Source organism: Streptomyces sp. NPDC058662, from assembly GCF_042716255.1.
In the GTDB taxonomy this organism is placed as follows: domain Bacteria; phylum Actinomycetota; class Actinomycetes; order Streptomycetales; family Streptomycetaceae; genus Streptomyces.
The window spans coordinates 67,772-81,504 of the sequence record NZ_JBHXRU010000007.1 but is presented as its reverse complement, the minus strand read 5'-3'; the positions used below and the strand labels follow the sequence as shown (position 1 = coordinate 81,504).

Annotated in this window: 16 protein-coding genes and 1 tRNA gene; 2 read left to right on the top strand and 15 right to left on the bottom strand. The window is 71.6% G+C overall.

Annotated elements, in window-relative coordinates; translation table 11 throughout:
* Nucleotides 1-6: 6 nt before the first annotated feature.
* On the bottom strand, nucleotides 7-468 hold the full coding sequence (locus ACFWUQ_RS05215) for a GatB/YqeY domain-containing protein (protein WP_384532996.1): 462 nt from the start codon (nucleotides 466-468) through the stop codon (nucleotides 7-9).
* A gap of 68 nt (nucleotides 469-536) precedes the next feature.
* On the opposite strand from ACFWUQ_RS05215, the gene ACFWUQ_RS05210 reads away from it, so the two are divergent.
* Entirely contained in the window at nucleotides 537-1,475 is a 939-nt protein-coding gene (locus ACFWUQ_RS05210) for a metallophosphoesterase (RefSeq protein WP_384532993.1), read from the top strand.
* Nucleotides 1,476-1,638: 163 nt separating this feature from the next.
* A tRNA-Pro gene (locus ACFWUQ_RS05205) sits at nucleotides 1,639-1,712 on the top strand.
* Between the two features lie 119 nt (nucleotides 1,713-1,831).
* On the opposite strand, the gene ACFWUQ_RS05200 is transcribed toward ACFWUQ_RS05205, so the two are convergent.
* From ACFWUQ_RS05200 to ACFWUQ_RS05135, 14 genes are all read right to left on the bottom strand, one after another.
* Entirely contained in the window at nucleotides 1,832-3,349 is a 1,518-nt protein-coding gene (locus ACFWUQ_RS05200; RefSeq protein ID WP_384532990.1) for a LacI family DNA-binding transcriptional regulator, read from the bottom strand.
* 51 nt (nucleotides 3,350-3,400) lie between these two features.
* Nucleotides 3,401-3,736, bottom strand: coding sequence for a DNA-binding protein (locus tag ACFWUQ_RS05195; protein ID WP_384532987.1), 336 nt, complete (start codon nucleotides 3,734-3,736; stop codon nucleotides 3,401-3,403).
* 495 nt (nucleotides 3,737-4,231) lie between these two features.
* Complete coding sequence (locus ACFWUQ_RS05190) at nucleotides 4,232-5,710, bottom strand: ATP-binding protein (protein ID WP_384532985.1); 1,479 nt, start codon at nucleotides 5,708-5,710, stop codon at nucleotides 4,232-4,234.
* A 2-nt stretch (nucleotides 5,711-5,712) separates the two neighbouring features.
* Entirely contained in the window at nucleotides 5,713-6,564 is an 852-nt protein-coding gene (locus ACFWUQ_RS05185) for a bifunctional DNA primase/polymerase (protein ID WP_384532982.1), read from the bottom strand.
* A gap of 97 nt (nucleotides 6,565-6,661) precedes the next feature.
* Nucleotides 6,662-6,805 carry a hypothetical protein gene (locus ACFWUQ_RS05180; protein WP_384532980.1) on the bottom strand — a complete coding sequence of 48 codons (144 nt, stop codon included), beginning with the start codon at nucleotides 6,803-6,805 and terminating at the stop codon, nucleotides 6,662-6,664.
* A gap of 16 nt (nucleotides 6,806-6,821) precedes the next feature.
* Nucleotides 6,822-6,992, bottom strand: coding sequence for a hypothetical protein (locus tag ACFWUQ_RS05175; RefSeq protein WP_384532977.1), 171 nt, complete (start codon nucleotides 6,990-6,992; stop codon nucleotides 6,822-6,824).
* 11 nt (nucleotides 6,993-7,003) lie between these two features.
* Entirely contained in the window at nucleotides 7,004-7,504 is a 501-nt protein-coding gene (locus ACFWUQ_RS05170) for a hypothetical protein (RefSeq protein WP_384532975.1), read from the bottom strand.
* A 224-nt stretch (nucleotides 7,505-7,728) separates the two neighbouring features.
* Nucleotides 7,729-9,837 carry a hypothetical protein gene (locus ACFWUQ_RS05165; protein WP_384532972.1) on the bottom strand — a complete coding sequence of 703 codons (2,109 nt, stop codon included), beginning with the start codon at nucleotides 9,835-9,837 and terminating at the stop codon, nucleotides 7,729-7,731.
* Nucleotides 9,837-11,468, bottom strand: a complete 1,632-nt coding sequence (locus ACFWUQ_RS05160; RefSeq protein WP_384532970.1) for a hypothetical protein — start codon at nucleotides 11,466-11,468, stop codon at nucleotides 9,837-9,839. Before ACFWUQ_RS05160 ends, ACFWUQ_RS05165 begins: the two co-directional genes overlap by 1 nt.
* A gap of 74 nt (nucleotides 11,469-11,542) precedes the next feature.
* On the bottom strand, nucleotides 11,543-11,881 hold the full coding sequence (locus ACFWUQ_RS05155; protein ID WP_384532968.1) for an RRQRL motif-containing zinc-binding protein: 339 nt from the start codon (nucleotides 11,879-11,881) through the stop codon (nucleotides 11,543-11,545).
* Nucleotides 11,881-12,114, bottom strand: a complete 234-nt coding sequence (locus tag ACFWUQ_RS05150) for a hypothetical protein (protein ID WP_384532966.1) — start codon at nucleotides 12,112-12,114, stop codon at nucleotides 11,881-11,883. Before ACFWUQ_RS05150 ends, ACFWUQ_RS05155 begins: the two co-directional genes overlap by 1 nt.
* Nucleotides 12,111-13,124 (bottom strand): DUF2637 domain-containing protein, encoded by a 1,014-nt coding sequence (locus ACFWUQ_RS05145; protein ID WP_384532965.1) that lies wholly within the window; start codon nucleotides 13,122-13,124, stop codon nucleotides 12,111-12,113. Before ACFWUQ_RS05145 ends, ACFWUQ_RS05150 begins: the two co-directional genes overlap by 4 nt.
* Entirely contained in the window at nucleotides 13,121-13,345 is a 225-nt protein-coding gene (locus ACFWUQ_RS05140; protein WP_384532962.1) for a DUF6303 family protein, read from the bottom strand. The genes ACFWUQ_RS05145 and ACFWUQ_RS05140 overlap by 4 nt, the downstream gene beginning before the upstream one ends.
* 47 nt (nucleotides 13,346-13,392) lie before the next feature.
* Entirely contained in the window at nucleotides 13,393-13,653 is a 261-nt protein-coding gene (locus ACFWUQ_RS05135) for a DUF6284 family protein (protein ID WP_384532959.1), read from the bottom strand.
* Nucleotides 13,654-13,733: the final 80 nt, after the last annotated feature.

Genomic DNA, 13,733 nt, shown 5'->3' with positions numbered 1-13,733 from the left:
GACGCCCTAGAGGAGCTGCTGCTTGACGGCGGCGGCGACCCGGCCGCCCTCGGCCAGACCGGCGACCTTGGGGTTCACGATCTTCATGACCGCCCCCATGGCGCGCGGCCCCTCGGCGCCCGCGGCCTTCGCCTCCGCCACGGCCTGCGCCACGATCGCGGAGAGCTCGTCGTCCGAGAGCTGCTTGGGCAGGTACGTGTCGAGGAACTCACCCTCGGCGGTCTCCCGCGCGGCCTGCTCGGGACGGCCGCCCTGGGCGAAGGCATCCGCGGCCTCGCGGCGCTTCTTCGCCTCCTTGGCGATCACCTTGAGGACTTCCTCGTCGGAGAGCACGCGTGCCTCCTTGCCCGCGACCTCCTCCTTGGTGATGGCGGAGAGGGTCAGGCGCAGCGTCGACGAGTGCAGCTCGTCCCGCGCCCTGATGGCGGTCGTGAGGTCTTCCTGGAGCTTGGCCTTGAGCGTGGTCATGCCCATGAGTCTGCCAGGTGCGGGGGCGGTGGCGCCCGCCGGTTTTCCGGGTCTGCGACGATGGGTGCATGCGCGCGCGTTACGGAGTACCCCTGAAGACCGCTGCCACAATCGCGGCGGTCGGGGCCGCTGGAGTGGCCTATGCCGCCGGTTTCGAGGCGCGGTCCTTCCGCCTGCGCCGGGTCACGGTGCCCGTCCTGCCCCCGGGGATGCGCCCGTTGCGCGTACTCCAGGTCTCGGACATCCACATGGTCGGCGGCCAGCGCAAGAAGCGCGCCTGGCTCCACTCCCTGGCGGGCCTGCGCCCGGACTTCGTGGTGAACACCGGCGACAACCTCTCCGACACCGACGGCGTGCCGGAGGTGCTCGACGCCCTGGGTCCCCTGATGTCGTTCCCGGGCGCGTACGTCTTCGGGTCCAACGACTACTACGGGCCCCGGCTGCGCAACCCCGGGCGCTACCTGATCGAGAAGACCCAGGGCCGGCACGGGCTGAACGGCAACAAGCCGGTGGTCGGCGCCGTCCACAACCCGTGGGAGGAGATGCGGGACGCCTTCGACGCGGCGGGCTGGCTGAACCTCACCAACACGCGGGCGCGGATGAAGCTGGACGGCCTGGAGCTGGCCTTCACCGGACTGGACGACCCGCACATCAAGCGCGACCGGTACGAGAGGGTGGCGGGCGGCCCGGAGGCCGACGCGGACTTCTCTCTGGCCGTGGTGCACGCCCCGTACCTGCGCACGCTGGAGTCCTTCACGGCGGACGGCTACCCGCTGATCCTGGCGGGCCACACCCACGGCGGGCAGCTGTGCATCCCCTTCTACGGGGCGCTCGTCACCAACTGCGACCTGGACACGAAGCGGGTGAAGGGCCTCTCCACGTACGAGGCGGCCGGCCGGCGGGCGTACCTGCACGTCTCGGCGGGCTGCGGCACCAACCGCTACACCCCGGTCCGCTTCGCCTGCCCCCCGGAAGCCACCCTCCTCACCCTGACCCCCAAGCCGTAGCCCCCCGGCCTCGCCCACCCGGGCCCGGCCGCACGCGGCACGAGCCGGGACGGCCCGACCGCCGGCCCGGGGGCCACTCCGCGAAAACCGGATTTCGTCTCCGGCCGCAGGTCCGCTAAAGTAATCGATGTCGCCAGGGCAGCAAGCGCTGCAAGGCGGCGATCGGGGTGTAGCGCAGCTTGGCAGCGCGCTTCGTTCGGGACGAAGAGGTCGTGGGTTCAAATCCCGCCACCCCGACAGAGAAACACCAGCTCAGGGCCGGTCTCCTTCCGAGGAGACCGGCCCTGACTGCTTCTCCCAGGGCTCTCGGGAGAATCCTGGGAGAAATCTCCGCCGAAACGGCTTCTCCCACTCCCCTAGCTCTCCGCCCTCAGCAGGGCGTCCAGGACGGTGACCGGCGACCCTGGCGACATGCGACGGCGAGCCGCGAGCGACTCCTCCCACATGCAGGTCAGGCCGGCCATCAGCTCCTGCCGCATCTCCGGCGTGATGTGAGAGTAGCGGGCCTGCACCGAACCGTCCTCGTGCCCCATCCGCTCGTCCTGGAGCTTCGGCGGGGTCCGCAGCTCGTCCATCATCGTCTTGTGGCTGTGCCGCAGCCCATGGGGCGTGAGCCCCCGCGCGATCGGCACCCACGACGCCTCGGCTCGCTGGGCGGCACCCCGCCCGCGGGCGGGGCCCCCCGGCCACGGTTCCGCCCGGAGCGGCACCGGCCGTGCCTCCTGCGGAGCCTTCTTCGGGTACCAGCCGGTCGCCGCGGGCTGGAACAGCCACGTGGCGAATCCGTTGCGCCTCCAGTGCGGCGCGTTCTCGGTGGAAGGCCAGTACCGGATGTACCCGAGATCGGCGATGGCCTGCTCGACCGCGACCCGAGTGCTGTCAGCCACCGCGGCCGGCCGGTTCAGCACGTTGGAGACCGTGCCGGTGGAGACCCCTGCCACGCGGGCGACGTCCACCAGCTTGGCTCCCGGGCGCTGTACCGCCCCGTTCGCCGCAGCGTGCCCGCTGAACAGGTAGCGCAGACCATGACAGTTGCACGGGCGGTCCCCCGCGCGTGCTCCCTGGCCCCGCAGCAGCCGGGCCAACCACTCAGGGGTGTCGATGGTCCGGTAGGAGTCGTCCTTGGGAGGACATCGGTGCATCTCCCCCGAGTCCAGCTCGTAGAGCTGATGCTCGACTCGCACGGCAGTCGGGCGGACGTACTCGGTCTCCAGCCCGACGATCTCGCCCCACCGCATTCCGGTGTATCCCTTGGTCACGACGCCGACGAACTCGTCGTCCCTTCCGGACAACAGCGCGGCGCGCTCGGCGATCAGCAGAACACCGAGGGCGGACGTCACCACCTTCTCCGGGCCGCGGCTCCGGGATCGGCCGGCCCGTTTCCCGCGGCCCCGGCGGCGGGTTGCCGGGTTCGACTCGCGCAGTTCCTCGTCCACCGCGTCGGCGAGGATCAGATGCAGGGTGCCGCGCCAGGTCTTGATGCTGCTGGCCGCGTATCCGCGGGCGCGCTCGCCTCGCTCCCAGGTGTCGATCTCTCCCTTCGTGATCTCGCTGACGACGGCTTCCTCGAACTGCGGGAGAAGGTGCTCTTCGATGTGCCGGCGGTAGTTCTGCATCGTGGAGGCAGCCAGGTCCTGGGCCTCGTACCAGCGGCTCGCGTAGTCGCCGAAGGTGATGCGCTCGGGGGCAGCGGCCGGAGCAGCACGGCTGGCGGTGAGCGCCCTCTCCTCCTCTACGGCCGCCGCCTTTTCGGCTGCGCGCTTGGTTCGGAAGCGGATCGTCTTGCCGTACTCGTCTTTGACGGTGCCGTACTTGCCGGGCTCGATCTTGTATCGCCCCCGCCAGTAGTCCCCGCGGTTCTCTGCGAATCCCAAAGTGCTCTCTCTATGAGTGAGCCCCGCCCGGGATCCCGGGCGGGGCGGTGATCAGGCGGCGGCCTGCTGCTGGTCCTGCCGGGCAGTGCGTCGCGGAGGACGCGCCCGCAGCCGGGTGGCGGGCGCGGGCCTCAACTGCTTGGGCGCCTCCTGCGCACGGACCTCGGCCGACCGGATCTGCCGGGCGACGCGCGGGCCGCTGGGGCCCTCGGCGAAGAGGCTGATGATCTCCGCGAACTGCTCGGCCGTGAACCGGTACGCGCGGCCCGGCTTCGTGTACGGGATCCGACCGTTGCGTGCTTGCTCCTTGACCCACCACTCGGACTTGCCGAGCGCGCTGGCAACATCGGCCGGGTAGTAGAGGTGGGGCAGCGGGTCTCGCTTCACAGGCTGGTCCTGTCCTCTCGGCGGGGTGCTGGGGGAAGGTGAGGCCCCTCTTCGGGCGGCACCTGTCCGACCTTCGGATTTCTGCGTCACCGCGTCACTTGCGTCATTCGCGGCGCTGACCTGCGGTTTTGGGTGACACAGGGGGTGGGTGTGCGTCACCGATCTGCGTCACCTGCGTCATCCGGTGACGTGGGGCGGTGACGCAGATGACGCAGGATGACGCAGCCGCGGGCCGTCTGCGTCACCCCTGTATCCGCAGTTCACGGGCGGTTTGAGGGGTGCTGGTGACGCGGGTGACGCAGCTTCTCTTCTCTTAGGAAAAGAGCGGGGTGGTTTCTGCTGTGGTGCGGTGCGTCTTCAAGCGCGAAGAGGGAGCCGCGGAGCGGCACGACCTTTGCAGCGGCGGCAAGCCGCCGGGACAAGCAAGAAGAGCACGCCCCCCGTTCCGGCCCGGGGTGCTCCTCTTGCTTGTGCGGGTCCCGCGTGGCGCGTCGGTCAGAATGCTGCCTCCTGCTCGTGCGGCTCCGTGGTGGGGGCGGGGCGGGTCATGCTGATGTAGCGGGCGGTTTTGGTGCGGCCCCAGTCGACGAGGACGCCGCGGGCGGCGAGGGTGGGCTGGAGGCGCTTGAGGCGGTCGGAGAAGACCTTGCCGGTGGTCGGCCACCCTTTGGGCAGGGGCCGGAAGTCCTCGCCGGTGTAGAGCTGGGTGAGGGCGTGCAGCCACTCGGCTGAGGTCATCCGCACTTCCTCGCCCGGGGTGAGGCTGGCGGCGTGCTTAAGGACGGTCTGCGCGAGGAGGTCGCCTTCGATGACGTCGTCGTTGAGGTCGTCGAGGCTGGCCCGGTAGGCGGTCAGGGAGCTGAGGCCGGTGGCGGTGTCGAGCTGGGCGCACAGGCGGGCGAAGTCGGCCATGCGCAGGTCTGTGGGGGTGTCGGCCTCGGTGGCCCGCACCTTGACGGTGAGGTCCAGGAGGGAGCCGAGGATGACGGGCAGGGCGGGGGCGTACTCCGCCCACAGCTCAGCCTCCGTCCTGCGGACCTGGGGCCGCACCAGCCGCAGGGGCAGGAGGCGTTCGGCGAGGTCGGGGCGGATGACGCCCACGTCGATGCCGGTCAGCAGCAGGGGGCGGCGGTAGCGGGAGCGCACGACGTCCCCGTCGGTGAACAGGGCGCGCTTGATGCTCTCGGCGCCGGTGACGATGCAGCACATCAGGTCGGAGAGGTCCGGGGGCAGGTGGGAGAGGTTGTCCAGAGCGGTGACCCACCCGGCCGCGACGGCCGTGATCAGGTTCTCCTCGTCCTTCGGTGCCCGCCGCAGGTCGCCGGTCATGCCTTCGATGATCCTCACGAGCATGCGGCCGGCGGTGGACTTGCCGGCGCCCTGGGGGCCGGTGAGGAACGGGGCGGGGACGGGGACGGACGGCTCCAGGCATCCGATCAGCCACGCGATGGCCAGGCACTCGCTCTCGGCGTTGGCGAAGTTGCACAGCCGCAGCAGTGCGTCGATGCCCTTGCCGTCGGTGTCCTTCTCGGGGATCGGGAGTTCGCCGGTGAGCTGGGTACGGCGCCAGCACACTTCGTGGGGGTCGGGGACGCGGATGTCCCAGCCGGTGGGGTGGATGCGGACGGACTGGCCGTCGTCGCGGCCGAGGTCGAGCCAGGTCGCGCCGTCGAATCCGGGGGCGACTCGGATGTGGGTGGGCTGGACGTCCTGGCTGAGTGCGAGTGCTTCGATCAAGTCGAGTGCCTCCTTGAGCGCGGTCCCGTTGAAGGAGCCTTTGCCGTCGTTGAACAGGCCGACCATGAGTTCCTGCCGGTGGCTTCCGGTCGTGCCCTGCGAACGGATCGGGCGGGCGACGGGGTGGCCGTTCTTCTGTGCGTAGACGGTGCCTTCGGTGGTGCGGAAGTACCGAAAATGAGCCTGCGCGTAGTCCGTGATGATCTGCCGTGCCGGGGTCTTGTCCTCGTCGGTCACGGTCACATCCCCAGCTGAGTGCGGGCGTTGCTCCAGGCGTCCTCGCAGTGCCGCAGCGACTCGCCCCGAGTCTGCGCCGCGGTGAACAGGCGGGCGATATGGCCGTCGGTGAGGCAGCCGCACCGGCCGTGCGCGGACAGCACCGCGAGGAACATCCGGAACACGGTCCGGTGGATGCCGTCCGGGGCCTCCTCGATCCGCTGCTCCGCCATTGCGATCCCGCGTTCCAGGTAGGCGGGCGAGCGGTGCGGGCACTGCCCGCCCCCGGGCGGCGCCGACACGGTGGAGGCACTCGACGCGGGCCGGGCGGTGGGCTCCTTCACGGCGAGCGCGCGCACGACGTCCGGGAGGGGCGTCATGGTGCCGGTGCCAGGGCCGAGCCATCGGGCGTAGGACATCAGGGACTTGATGTCGACGCCCGGGCGTACGCCGTTGGGAGAGGCCATGGTGCCCAGGTAGATCCAGTGCTCCCCGCGGGTGCTGGGCACGGTCCGCGTGGCGGGCAGGTTCTGCCGGGCCCACGCGATCGCGTCGGCGTTGTCGAGGTCGACCACGGTGAGGCCAGTACCGCCGGGGTGGTAGGCAACAGCCGCGGCCTGCCGCCAGGCCAGAGCCCAGGCGGCGGAAGTGAGGACGGCCGGGTCGGTGGTGGCGGCGGCCCAGGCGTGGCACGGCGCCGCGCACTCGCAGGGGCCGGGGGTCTTCATGTTCGGCCGGCCGCCGCAGGCGTTCTTCCCGCAGGCCCGGCAGTTCCCCATGGGCGCCTTGCCCTCCCGTAACGGCAGCACGGGAATGCCCCGCCCGGCGAGGTCGAGGGCTGCGCACAGCTGCGCGGAGGTGGTGAGTTGAGTCATGCTGGGTTCCTCCACAGGTTTTTGACGGTTGTGGATGAGGGCGGCCCGGTCTTTGGCGAGAGGGGGCCGCCCTCGTTGTGTTCAGTTCTGCCGACGGTCAGTAGTCGTCGTCGCAGTCGCAGTCCTCGGGTGCCTGCTGGCAGTGGGCGCAGCGGGGGCAGTCACATCCGCAGGCGTGGCCGGCATCGGTGCAGTAGCACTGGCAGTGCCCTTCGCCGCAGGCGAAGTCCTCGTCGGACATGTCGGTCTCTCCTCCCTCAGTGGCGGGTGTGGTCGGTGGCCAGGTCGGTCAGGCGCTTGGCCTCGTCGGGGGTGACGTGCGGGTAGCGGACGGAGACTCGGCATCCGGGATACGGGCAGCGGACGGTGCGGGTGCCGGTGAGGAGCGCGGCCGCGTCGGCGACGCGCTCGGGCAGGGGCTGGTTCACGTGGTGGCCTTTCAGCGGTTGTTGAGGGTTCCGGTGGCGCGGCCGAACATCCCGGACGCGCTGATGTTCTGGGTGATGTGCTGCACCGGCCCCGCACCCCGACGGCCCTTGCCGCGGCTTGCGCGGAGGAGGAGTGGGGTGAGGGTCCCGGCGGCGATGAGGGTGACGGTGGCCCAGAGGGCTTCGGCCATGGCGAGGACTCCGGGTGCGGCGTAGGAGATCCCGAACCCGGCCGCGGCGATCCCGCCGCCGAGCGTCGGGGCGAGGAGCGCGGTCGTCTTGGCCCAGCGCGGTATCGGCTCGGCGCGGGCCGGTTCCGGTTCCGCCGTCGGGCCGGGGTGGGGGTGGGTGTAGGCGAGGGTGCGGACCCCGTTCGGGAGGGTCACCCAGTCCACGCCGGGCGGGACGTCGGCGGGCAGCAGGATGGTGTGCGGCTGGATCGGCCGGGGGCGGTGGATGGGGTCGCCGTAGTGGGTGGCGGGGGTGAGCGGCTGGTGGGGTTCGGTGTGCACAACGCGGTCCCTTCAACGGGACGGGCACCACCTACGAGAACTGGTAGGCGGTGCCCGTGCGGCTTGTCGCGTGCTTGTCGTGTGGCTTGTCGTCCCACTTGTCGCGTGCCTTGTCTTGTCGCTTGTCTTGTCGCTTGTCGCCCACGAGGTCAGAGCCCGTTTCCGGCCCCCCTAACCGTCCGGGAGGGCACCTTTGCCGGCGGGGGCCGACAAGCGACAAGGGGTCATGCGTCGGGGGTGTGGGTGTGGTGGACGTAGCGGGTCTTGGTGCCCGACCCGACCCGCACCGCGAGCCCCTCGTCGGCCCACTCCTGGAGCCACCCGCTGATGGTCTGCCGGTTCGTTCCGTACGTGTCGGCGAGGGCTCGGGCGATCGCCGATGCCCCGGTTCCCTCGGGCCCGGCCGCCTCCAGGACGGCGAGGGCGGCCTGGCGGGCGGCGTTGTCCTGCTCACCGCGCAGCGCGGACAAGTTCAGCCCGCCCGGGGCCGCCTTCGGCGCGGAGGTGGGTTCCGTTTCCGGGTCGGGGGCGGTGGCGAACTGGGCGTCGATCTGCGCGCGGAAGGCCTCGGCCAGCCGCTCCTCGTCCGACGTGGCCACGGCGGTCTGCCGGTGGGCACTCAGGTTCAGCCCACCCGCCGGCGCGGCGGTCGGCGCCGTGCTGCTGGTGGTGTCGGTGTCGTCGGGGGTGTGGTCGTTGATCCAGGCGGTGCGGCCCGCGTCCCAGCGGCGGGCATAGTCGGGGCCTGCGGCTTTGGCGGAGATGTCGTCGAGGCGGGGGTGTCGGTCGGAGGTGGCCAGGACGATGTCGCGGATCTGGGCGGGCTTGATCCGCCAGGACTTGAACAGGGCGGCCGGGGATTCGGGGGTTCCGAGGAAGCCGGAGCCCTTGTAGGGGGCCTGCTCGATGCTCAGGCCGCGGCGGCCGGGGAAGAGCTTGGCCAGGTCCATGCCCTCCTTCTCGCCGCCCGTCAGCGCGATGCGGACCTTGGCTTCCCGGCGAATCATCAGGTTGCCGAGGACGGTTCCGGTGGCGCCGAGCGCGGTGAGGAAGGTCCGCAGGCCCATGGCGCGGGAGATCCGGATGACCTCCAGGATCTTCGCCGCGAGTGCCTTCATGGCCTTGTCGTTGCTGGCGAGGATCTCGGCGCCCTCGTCGATGATCAGCTCGATCTGCGGGATCCGCGGGCTGATGGGGAGCAGGTCGGTGTCTGCGTCGGCCATGAGCTGCTGGTAGGCGACCTTCCGCTGTTTGGCGATCGCGATCGCCGCATCGAGCATCCGGTGTGCTTCCTCCGGGGTGGAGGCGAGCCAGTCGATGCCGGGCCGGACGGCCTGCGCGGTTTCGGTCGGGGTCATGGCGGGGCGGACCCAGGGCAGGCCGGCCGATCCGGCGTTGAGGTCGATGACCCAGCCCAGCATGTCCTCAGCCCGCGCCACCGCCCCGATGAAGGTGTGGACGAAGTTGGTCTTGCCGGAACCGGTGGGGCCGACCGCGATCGCGCACTGCTCGCGCAGGAACACCTCCACCGGGCGTCCGTCGGTCCGCACCCCGAGCGGCAGGCCGGTGTGGACCGACAGGGAACCGTAGTCGGTCGGGTAGGCGATGTCCTCGGCCAGGACGTTGACCGTGGTGACGTCGATCAGCACCCGGCCTTGATTGATGCCTGCTGAGGCGGCGGCGGTGCAGCCGTTCGGCAGTCGGGCATCCGCGGAGAGGGCGGCGTTGTACTGGGCGACCTTGTGCCAGGTCGCCCCACCGGGCGGAAGGTCAGCGTCGATCGTGAAGCCCGTACCGGTCGGCCATACCTCCACCGCCAGAATCCGCAGCGTGAGCCCGCACACCCGCTGCACCCGGTCCACCCACTCCGCGGCGATCGCCCGCCGCTCGGCCGAGAGTTCGCGGGCCACCTGCCGTTCAGCAGCGGCGATGGCCTCCAGCTCCCTCGCCTCCTCGTAGAACCCGACCGAGCGAGCCGCGGCCCCCATGCCCACACCCAGGACGGCCAAGGCCCCGAGCTTGGTCCACTCCAGCGGGCCGGTCGCCAGCGCCCAGGTGGTCCAGCCGGAACCGAGGAGCCAGGACGCCGCGCGGGAGGTGATGGTCCGGCCGGCGAGCTTCTGCCGCAGCCCCGACGCCGTGTGGCCGATCGCGCCGACGGTGCCGACGGCGAGGGCCCAGCCGGGCGGCATGTGGGCGAGCGTGCCGACCGTGGCCACCGCGTACGCACCGGTGGTCGCAGACAGGGCACCAGTGATGGGGCCGTGACCGGCGGCCCAGTCCAGCGCAAGGCCCTGGTGCTCGACGGTCTTGCTCTTGGTCTTGCTGGCCATCAGACGTTCCATCCCTTCTCGGCGTCGGGGCCGTTGCGGGGGTCCTCGTGGCGGGCGATGTCGGCCTCGAGGGCCTGCCGGAACACCGGCCCCAGGTCCTCGGCGACCGCGGTGGCGGAGTTGAGTGCGCCGTAGATGTCGGCGAACCCGTCCGCGACCTCCTTCTCCAGCGGGAACTCGGAATCGGAGCGCTCGGCGAGGATCCGCATGATGTTCGCGATCGACCCCAGAGCCTCCGGGAGTCCTTCGACCATGGCGAGGATCTCCATGGCGTTCTCGGGCTCGTAGGCCTGCGCGGCCTGCTCCATCTCCGCGGCCAGTTCCTCGAACCTGAACCCAGACGTCGTGCTGTCCATCAGCTGTGCTCCTTCACCAGTGGGTGGTGCGGGGGTCATGGCGTCCGGCCGCTCGGCACGCTCGCCGAGCTGGTCGCCATTGATGTCCTGCTCGTGCTCGGCGTCCGCCTGCTCCTCGGCGGCCCGCTCGGCGTCCTCAAGCCCGTTGCGGATACCGGCGTCCCGGTCCTCCCGCTCGGCGCGGGCGCGGCCGAGGAGAAAGCGGTAGAGGCGCCGGCCGGGGTGCTGCAGCCAGGCCCAGCCGAGCTTGCGGCCGAGCGGGGTGGTCACCATGCCCAGCAGGCCGAGCGCACCGCCGAGGGCGGCAGACAGGGCACGCCGGGCTTGGAACCGGGCCGCGGACCGCAGCAGCGCCTTCCGGGCCGCCTTCTGCGCGGGCGCTTTCAGCTGCGCGACCCGCGCCCGGTGCGCGGCCGTCTGCACGGAGGCGCGGTCGCCTGCGACGGCCCGACCAGCGGCCCAGTCCCGCGCGCTGCGGGCGGTACTTAGGGTCTTGTCCCGGGCGGCTGCGGCTTTGGTCATGCCCCTGGCCAGGGTGCGGGCAGCAGGCCCACGGGACTTCGGCCCGGTAGCCCCGGCCGCCCGCTCGGCGGCTTTGGCAGCGCGGCGGGTGTCGGCGACCTGGCGGCGCGCCTGCACCGCCGCTGAACGTGCTGCGGCGCGGGTCGGTGTCTGGGCGCGGGCCTGCTGGCGCAGCGCCTGCACCTGACCCGCACGCCCACCGGCCAGGCCACCCGCCGCGTGTACGGCGCGCTGCCGGACCGACGGCTTACCGGGCTTGCTGTGCTTGCCGACCGAACCGCCGGACCGGGCAGAGCCGCTCGGGCCGCTCGCTCGGTGGTTGGTGTGGCCACCTGCGGTCTTGCGGGAGCCACCGGCGACGGGCGTTCGAGGTGAGGTGCGAGGCTGTGAAGGGATCCGGCCCGAAATGCCATGCCGCGCGCCACCGCTTGTGTTCTTGGTGGCCGTCGGGGAGGTCTTGGCCGGGGTCTTCTTACTGCCGCTGCGCTTGTTGCGGTGGTGGGCGGCGGCGGTGCCCAGTACGGCGGCGCCGGTCATTGCGATCGCAGCGGCGACCGGCCCGCCGGCGAGGGCGGCCGTGGCGAACAGGCTGGCCGCGGTGTTCGTCCCCGTCAGGGACAGCGGCACCACGGGGAAGCCACCCGGGGTGTGCTCCACCTCCTTCCCGGCCTTCGGGGTGCCGGTGTCGGCCGGGGACGGGGTGGGGGTGGTTTCTTCGGGGGGTGCCTGCGGTTCGGTGATGGTCTCGGTCATGCTGAACGTGCTCCTTCACGGGAGAGAGAGCCCGGCCGGCGCTGTGGAGGCTGGCGGCCGGGCTCTCGTGCTGATCAGGCGACGCGCTGTTCATCCGGGTACGCGCACGGGGTGCACATACCAAGCGAGGCCGGGATCACGTACCCGGCATCGCGGCGGCAGGACGGGCACCAACGGCGAGCGGCATTGGCCTTCGCGAGGGCCACCGCGCGGCCCAGGGTCATCGGCCGGACGGGCCGGGCCTGGTCGATCCGGTAGAGGTAGGCGACCAGCGGTCCGCGCCGGCGGCGGGGTCGCTCCAGCTGGGCGGCGACGTCCTGTCCGCCGGGGCGGAGACCGAGGGCGCGCAGCTGCCGGCGGGTGGCGAGCCCGTCGGGGGCGAGGCGCCAGGGGTAGACGGGGAGGGTGGCCATCAGTGGAGGCGGTGGAGCGAGGCCCGGCAGGCCGTGGCGTGGTCGCTCGCCTTGCGGCGGGTGAAGAGGAAGCCGTCGAGCATGTCGGAGTGGTCGCCGCAGCCGTGGCAGCGCCATCCCGAGCCTTGGTAGGCCCGGGTGCCGATCACGTCGACGGCCGCGCCGACCTGGTTGTGGAACCGGATCAGGAGGTTGTCCGGCTCGGCGGGGGTGGTGTTCGGGGAGAGCTTCACGGGGTGGCTCCTTCGAGGGCCGGGCGCGGGGTGGGTGCGGTGAGGTCGCGCAGTTCCTGGTAGCGAGCGGCAATCCAGCCGGCGGACCATCCGGTGAGTTCGCTCGCCTGCCGCTGCGTCAGCCCGGCCGCGTAGGCGGCCTGCACGACCTGCCGGGCCCGCACCTCGCCGAGCTTCTCCAGGGCAGGGCCCGCGGACAGCAGCTCGGCGCGCTCACGCTCCGCCCGCTCCGCCGCCGCCTGCCGTGCCTGCTCGGCCCGGCGGCGGTCCTCGGCCGCACGCTGGGCGGCGGCCTGCCGGGCAGCCTGCTCACGCGCCTTCGCGGCTTGCTCACGCTCGTGCTCACGGCGCTCACGCTCGTCCCGCGCCTCCTGCTCCGCCCGCCGCGCAGCCTCCGCACGGTCGGCCTCTTCACGGAGGATCCGGGCCCGGCGCTCATCGGCTTCCCGGGCCAGCTTCGCCTCGTGCTCACGCTGCTCACGCGCCTGCGCAGCCTCGTGGTCACGGCGTTCACGCTCCGCCCGCAGCCGGTTCTCCTCACGCTCCGCGGCCGCTCGTACTGCCGCGTCTCGCTGGGCTTGCTTGCGTTCCTCGGCGGCGAGGACGGCGGCGGTCAGGGCACGCCGGTAGGCCAGGCCGGCCTCTGCGGTGACGATCAGCAGCAGGGGCGCAACCGCGTGGACCGCGACCCCCACCATGTCTCCCACCAGCGCGGATGCGCCGATGTTCAACAGGAGCGTCATGGCGCCCGTCATCCAGCGCAGGGCCACCGGCCACGGCCCGCCGTGCCCGCCCAGCCGGGCTAGGACCGAGTCGAGACGGACCACGATGAGCACCGCCGCGTCCACGACGAGCGGCAGAATCGGCGCCGTCCAGTCCCACGCATCGGGGGTGTGGGCGGCCATCAGCGGCGTGACCGTCAGGATCGAGTAGAGCATCGCCCCACTCACGATCAGCCACGTCCCGAACGCCAACGCGCGTTCCGATGAGCGCAGATGAGCATCGCTCACGACGTACCCCCCAGGATCGAAACGACGGGTGCGACGGCGATCAGAATGACCGGCGAGGCCGGGTCGTCGACCTGCTCGCTGTCCTCGGTCCAGGACCACTCACCCCCGTCGGTGAGCGCGTAGTTGAGTTCGGTGAGCGCCTGTGAGCGCTCCTGAACGGTCTGCGCACCAGCGCCCGTGAAGTAGTGGGTCGGCCAGTTCCGCCCGCCGGGCAGCGCCACGAACAGACGCCACCCGCCATTGCGGTGGACCAAATGTGCGCGGGGCATCACGCCACCGCCGGCGGCACGGGGGTCTTGTTCGCCGCGTCCCGGCGGGCCGCCAGCACCCGCCGGTGTGCCCGCCGGATCCGGCGGCCATCGAACTCCGACGCCGGCCGGTCCAGCAGAACGATCAGCGCGTCCAGCAACTCGACCTCGGCCAGGACCACAGGCATCTCAGCTTCGATCGCATTCAGCTCCACGTCCGTCGGCTCCAGATCGACCGGAAGCGGGGTAACACCCGTGTGACGTGCAACGATGGACTTCATTGGGTCTTGCTCCTCTCAGACAGGAACGGGCCCGAACAGCAGCCCCGGCGTTCCCGCGCCGGGGCTGCACCTCGTTGTGG

Excerpts from the sequence above, each read along its gene's own strand:
- ACFWUQ_RS05215 (WP_384532996.1), bottom strand. The coding sequence starts at position 468 with ATGACCACGCTCAAGGCCAAGCTCCAGGAAGACCTCACGACCGCCATC.
- ACFWUQ_RS05210 (WP_384532993.1), top strand. The coding sequence starts at position 537 with ATGCGCGCGCGTTACGGAGTACCCCTGAAGACCGCTGCCACAATCGCG.
- ACFWUQ_RS05185 (WP_384532982.1), bottom strand. The coding sequence starts at position 6,564 with ATGACTCAACTCACCACCTCCGCGCAGCTGTGCGCAGCCCTCGACCTC.
- ACFWUQ_RS05180 (WP_384532980.1), bottom strand. The coding sequence starts at position 6,805 with ATGTCCGACGAGGACTTCGCCTGCGGCGAAGGGCACTGCCAGTGCTAC.
- ACFWUQ_RS05165 (WP_384532972.1), bottom strand. The coding sequence starts at position 9,837 with ATGGCCAGCAAGACCAAGAGCAAGACCGTCGAGCACCAGGGCCTTGCG.
- ACFWUQ_RS05160 (WP_384532970.1), bottom strand. The coding sequence starts at position 11,468 with ATGACCGAGACCATCACCGAACCGCAGGCACCCCCCGAAGAAACCACC.
- ACFWUQ_RS05155 (WP_384532968.1), bottom strand. The coding sequence starts at position 11,881 with ATGGCCACCCTCCCCGTCTACCCCTGGCGCCTCGCCCCCGACGGGCTC.
- ACFWUQ_RS05135 (WP_384532959.1), bottom strand. The coding sequence starts at position 13,653 with ATGAAGTCCATCGTTGCACGTCACACGGGTGTTACCCCGCTTCCGGTC.